The sequence below is a fragment of the Streptomyces sp. NPDC054786 genome, assembly GCF_053611685.1.
Window position 1 is genome coordinate 1 of record NZ_JBSHAW010000094.1, and the last position, 4,665, is coordinate 4,665.

Annotated in this window: 2 protein-coding genes; both read right to left on the reverse strand. The window is 72.4% G+C overall.

Annotation, left to right across the window (positions count from 1 at the left end; translation table 11 throughout):
- On the reverse strand, positions 1-1,918 hold a 1,918-nt coding region (locus ACWGI6_RS38055; RefSeq protein ID WP_453271753.1), incomplete at its 3' end, for a type I polyketide synthase.
- Positions 1,919-2,018: 100 nt separating this feature from the next.
- Positions 2,019-4,665: type I polyketide synthase (locus ACWGI6_RS38060; protein WP_453271754.1), on the reverse strand; the 2,647-nt coding region annotated here is incomplete at its 5' end.

The following is a 4,665-nucleotide window of genomic DNA, read 5'->3' on the forward strand; positions in this document are numbered from 1 at the left end:
GGAACAACGCCACCTCAACCGCAAACAACGCCGGCTGCGCATACACCGTCCGACTCAACAACCCCGCATCCTCACCCCACACCACCTCCCGCAGCCCAGGCTCCAACTCCCCCAACACCACATCGAAAGCATCCGCAAACACCGGGAACACCTCATACAACTCCCGGCCCATCCCCAACCGCTGCGCCCCCTGTCCCGTGAACACAAACGCGCTCAAGCCCTCCGACACCGTGCCCCGCACGATTCCCGGCGCCTGGCGGCCCTCCGCAAGTGCGGCCAGGCCGCCGCGGTAGCCATCCGTGTCAGCGCTGTCCTCGGCCTGGATCACGGCCCGGTGCTCAAGGCCCGCGCGAGTGGTGGCGAGGGAGTACCCGACATCGAGCGCGCCGAGTCCGGGGCTCAGATCGAGATGTGCGGCGAGGCGCTCTGCCTGCGCGGGCAGGGAGTCGGCGCTGCGGGCGGAGAGGGGCCACGGCAGTGGCGTACGCATCGGACGAGGCGGTGGAGCGACGTCCGCCCCGGCGTCCTCCCTGGGCGCCTCCTCGATGATCATGTGCGCGTTCGTGCCGCTGACGCCGAAGGCGGAGACCGCGGCCCGGCGCGGCTGCTCGCTCTCGGGCCATGCGCGGGCTTCCGTCAGCAGGCGGACGTTGCCCGCGGTCCAGTCCACGTGGGTGGTGGGCCGGTCCACATGGAGGGTCTGCGGCATGACGCCGTGCCGGATCGCCTGGACCATCTTGATGATCCCGCCGACGCCGGCGGCGGCCTGCGCGTGGCCGATGTTGGACTTGAAGGAGCCGAGCCAGAGCGGCTTGTTCTCCGGACGGCCCGTTCCGTAGGTGGCAAGCAGCGCCTGCGCTTCGATGGGGTCGCCGAGGGTGGTGCCCGTGCCGTGGCCCTCGACAAGGTCGACCTGGCCACTGGCGAGCCGGGCGTTGGCCAGGGCCTGTCGGATGACGCGCTGCTGGGAGGGGCCGTTCGGTGCCGTCAGACCGTTGCTCGCGCCGTCCTGGTTGACCGCCGAGCCCCGGATGACCGCGAGCACGGGGTGGCCGTTGCGGCGGGCGTCGGAGAGCCGTTCCAGTACGAGCAAGCCGGCGCCCTCGGACCATGCGGTGCCGTCGGCGGCGTCCGCGAATGCCTTGATGCGGCCGTCGCGGGCGAGGCCGCCCTGCTTGCTCATGCCCACGAACGGGCCGGGGGTGGACATCACCATGACACCGCCGGCGAGCGCGAGCGCGCACTCGCCGTCGCGCAGCGCCTGGGCGGCGAGGTGGACGGCGACGAGGGAGGAGGAGCAGGCCGTATCGACGGTGATCGCGGGCCCTTCCAGGCCGAGGGTGTAGGAGACCCGGCCCGCGATGACGGCGGCGACCGCGGCGGTGCCCATGTACGCGGCGGACGCCTCGGGCGCAGCGTTCAGCAGGTCGCCGTAGTCCTGGAAACCGGACCCGGTGAAGACGCCGACCTGGCCGCCGTGCACCTGGTCCGGGGCAATGCCCGCCCGCTCCAGGGCTTCCCACGAGAGTTCCAGCATGAGCCGCTGCTGCGGGTCCATGGCCTGGGCCTCGCGCGGCGAGATGTTGAAGAAGCCCGGGTCGAACCCGGCGACGTCGCGGACGAAGCCGCCCTGGTGGGTGAGGCTGGCCCCGGCGTCCCTGCCCCCGTCGCCGCCGACGAGCCGGCCGAGGTCCCAGCCGCGGTCCGCGGGGAACTCCCCGATGGCGTCGCGGCCCTCGGCGACCAGTCGCCACAGGTCCTGGGGGGTCTCGATGCCACCGGGGTAGCGGCAGCTCATGGACACGATCGCGATCGGGTCCTGCTCCCTGGCCTCGAAGTCCTGGAGCCGCCGACGTGTCTGGGCCAGGTCAGTGGTAACCCGCTTGAGGTACTCGAGGAGCTTCTGGTCGTCAGCCATTCCCAGCCTCACAACATCCTTTGCTCTGCGGCTCGCAGCCCTGCGGCTCCGAGCTCTGCGCGCTATACGGCTCTGCGGTGATTTCCTGGGCCCGAACTGGTCAGCTCAGGCCGAGTTCCCGGTCTATGAAGTCGAAGACGTCGTCGGCGGTGGCATCGGCGAGTTCGTCGGGGACGATGGCGGCCTGCGCCGGCTCGCCCGCCGCCTCACCGGCCCGGGTGAGGAGGGTCTGCAGCCGGTCGACGAGTCGGTCGCGCCGGATCTCGTCGGGCTGCATCGCGATGACGGCCGCTTCGATGCGGTCGAGTTCAGCGAGTACGGACAGCCCGTCCCCCGGCCCGTCCTGCCTCAGCTCCGAGCACAGGAAGTCGGCCAGCGCCTCCGGGGACGCGTGGTCGAAGACCATCGTGGACGGCAGTCTCCGGCCAACCGCCGTACTCAGCCGGTTGGTGAGGTCGACGGCGGCGACCGAGTCGAAGCCGAGGTCCTCGAAGGGCCGGCGGAGGTCCAGCTGCTCGGCACTGTCGTAGCCGAGCAGCTCGGCGACATGCGTACGAACCATGTCGAGGAGTACGCGGGCCTGCTGGCGCGCGGGCAGCACCGCCAGCTCGGCGGTGAACCCGTCCCCGCCGTCGCCGTCACCACCCGCGCCGGGGCCGGTAACAGCGGGGTCGAGGGCCACCCTGGCCGCGGGCAGTTCGTGCAGCAGCGGGCAGGCGCGGGCGAGACCGTACGTGCGGGCGAACCGCGACCAGTCGATGTCGGCGATCACCAGATGGCTCTCGTCGTGGTCGAGCGCCTGTGCCATCGCGTCCAGGCACAAGCCGGGATCCATGGGCGGTGCGCCGATGCGGCGCAGGGCAGCTCCCAGTTCGGCGTCCACCATGCCGCCGTCCCATGAGCCCCAGGCGATGGAGGTGGCCGTACGGCCGAGCGCGCGGCGGCGCTGGGCGAGCGCGTCGAGGTAAGCGTTGGCACCCCCGTACGCGGCCTGGCCGGCGCTGCCCCACACAGCGGCACCGGACGAGAACAGGACGAACGCGTCGAGCGGCTGGTCGCCGAGGAGTTCGTCGAGGTGACGGGCGCCCGCCACCTTGGCGCGTCCCGCCTCGGCGAACTCCTCCATCGACAGCTCGGACAGCGGTGCGATGCGCTGCATCACGCCCGCGGCATGCACCACCGCGGTCAGCGGATGCTCTTCGGGGACCGCAGCGAGCACCTTGCGGAGCGCCTCGCGGTCGGCGACGTCGCACGCCTCAACGGTGATTCGGGTACCGCGCGCGGTCAGTTCGCGCTCCAGTTCGGCGACGCCCACGGCGTCCCGGCCGCTGCGGCTGGTGAGGAGGAGGTGCTCGGCCCCGCGGTCGGCCAGCATCCGGGCCACATGGGCGCCGAGGCCGCCGGTGCCGCCGGTGATGAGTACGGTGCCGCGGGCCCGCCAGCGGCGCGGGGCCTTGAGTCCGCCCAGCGGGGCATGAGTCATGCGCAGCGTGTGCCGGCCGTCGTCCCGGATGGCGATCCGGTCGTGGCCCTCCGTCGACGACGCACGCGGCACGGGCGCGGACAGGACCGCACACAGCTGGTCGAGTGCAGGCCCGTCCACGGTCTCCGGGAGGTCGAGCAGTCCGCCCCAGGTGTGCGGGTGGTCCAGCGCGAGCCCCGCGCCCATGCCCCAGAGCGTGGCCTGCGGCAGGCTGTCGATCTCCTCGGTCTCCGTGACGGCGACTGCCCCGGCCGTCACGCACCACAGGCGCGCCGCGATCTCTGCGTCGGCCAGGGCCTGCACGAGGGTGACGGTGTCGGCGATGCCCTGCGCGAGGTGGGGGTGCCGGGGGTGCGGTCGATCGTCGAGGGCCAGCAGCGAGAGCAGCCCGGTGAACTGTTCGCGGGCGGCCAGCTCGCTGAGCGAACGCGTGAGCCCGGCGCGGGCGGCACCGGTAGCCTCCAGAGGGACGACTCTGCCGACGCGGGCGGTGAGCCCGTCGACCAGGGCGGCGGCGCGCTTGTCGTCGCGGTATCCGGTGGGTACGGCGACGACCCAGGTGCCGGGCAGCGACGGCTCCTCCAGGAGCTGTCCGGGTCGGTCCCCCGGCTCGCCCTGAGGTGCACCGTCCGCGACGGGCGTCCAGGTGAGCCGATAGCGGTGGCTGTCGAGTCGTTCCGCAGGCTCGGACTGCGCGGCGGGGTGCGGCGTCGCCGAGGGCCTGCCGTCGTCTCCCGAGGCCGGGTCGAGCCAGTACCAACGGTGCTGGAAGGCGTAGGTGGGCAGGTCCACGCGTCGGGCGCCGCGCCCTGCGTAGTACGCGCGCCAGTCCACCTTCGCGCCGCGCCCGTGAATCGCCCCGAGTGCCACCGCGAGTTCGCCTTCCTCGCCCTGGACGCGACGCAGCAGAGGCACGAAGGCAGCCCCGCTGCCGCCGGTCAGGCAGGATGGACCGGTGGCCGACAGGGCGGCGGCCGGACCGGCTTCGACGAACGTCGTGACCCCGTGCTCCTCCAGGACACTTACGGCGTCGGAGAAGCGGACGGCCTCTCGGACGTGCCGCACCCAGTAGCCCGAAGTGGCCAGCTCGTCGGCGGCCCGGGCGCCGGTGAGGGCGGACACGAAGGGGATCTGCGGCAGCTCGTACGACAGCCCGGAGGCGATTTCCCCGAACTCGGCGAGCATCGGCTCCATCAGCGGCGAGTGGAACGCATGCGACACCTTCAACCGGGTCGCCTTACGGCCCAGTCGGGTGAAGTGCTCC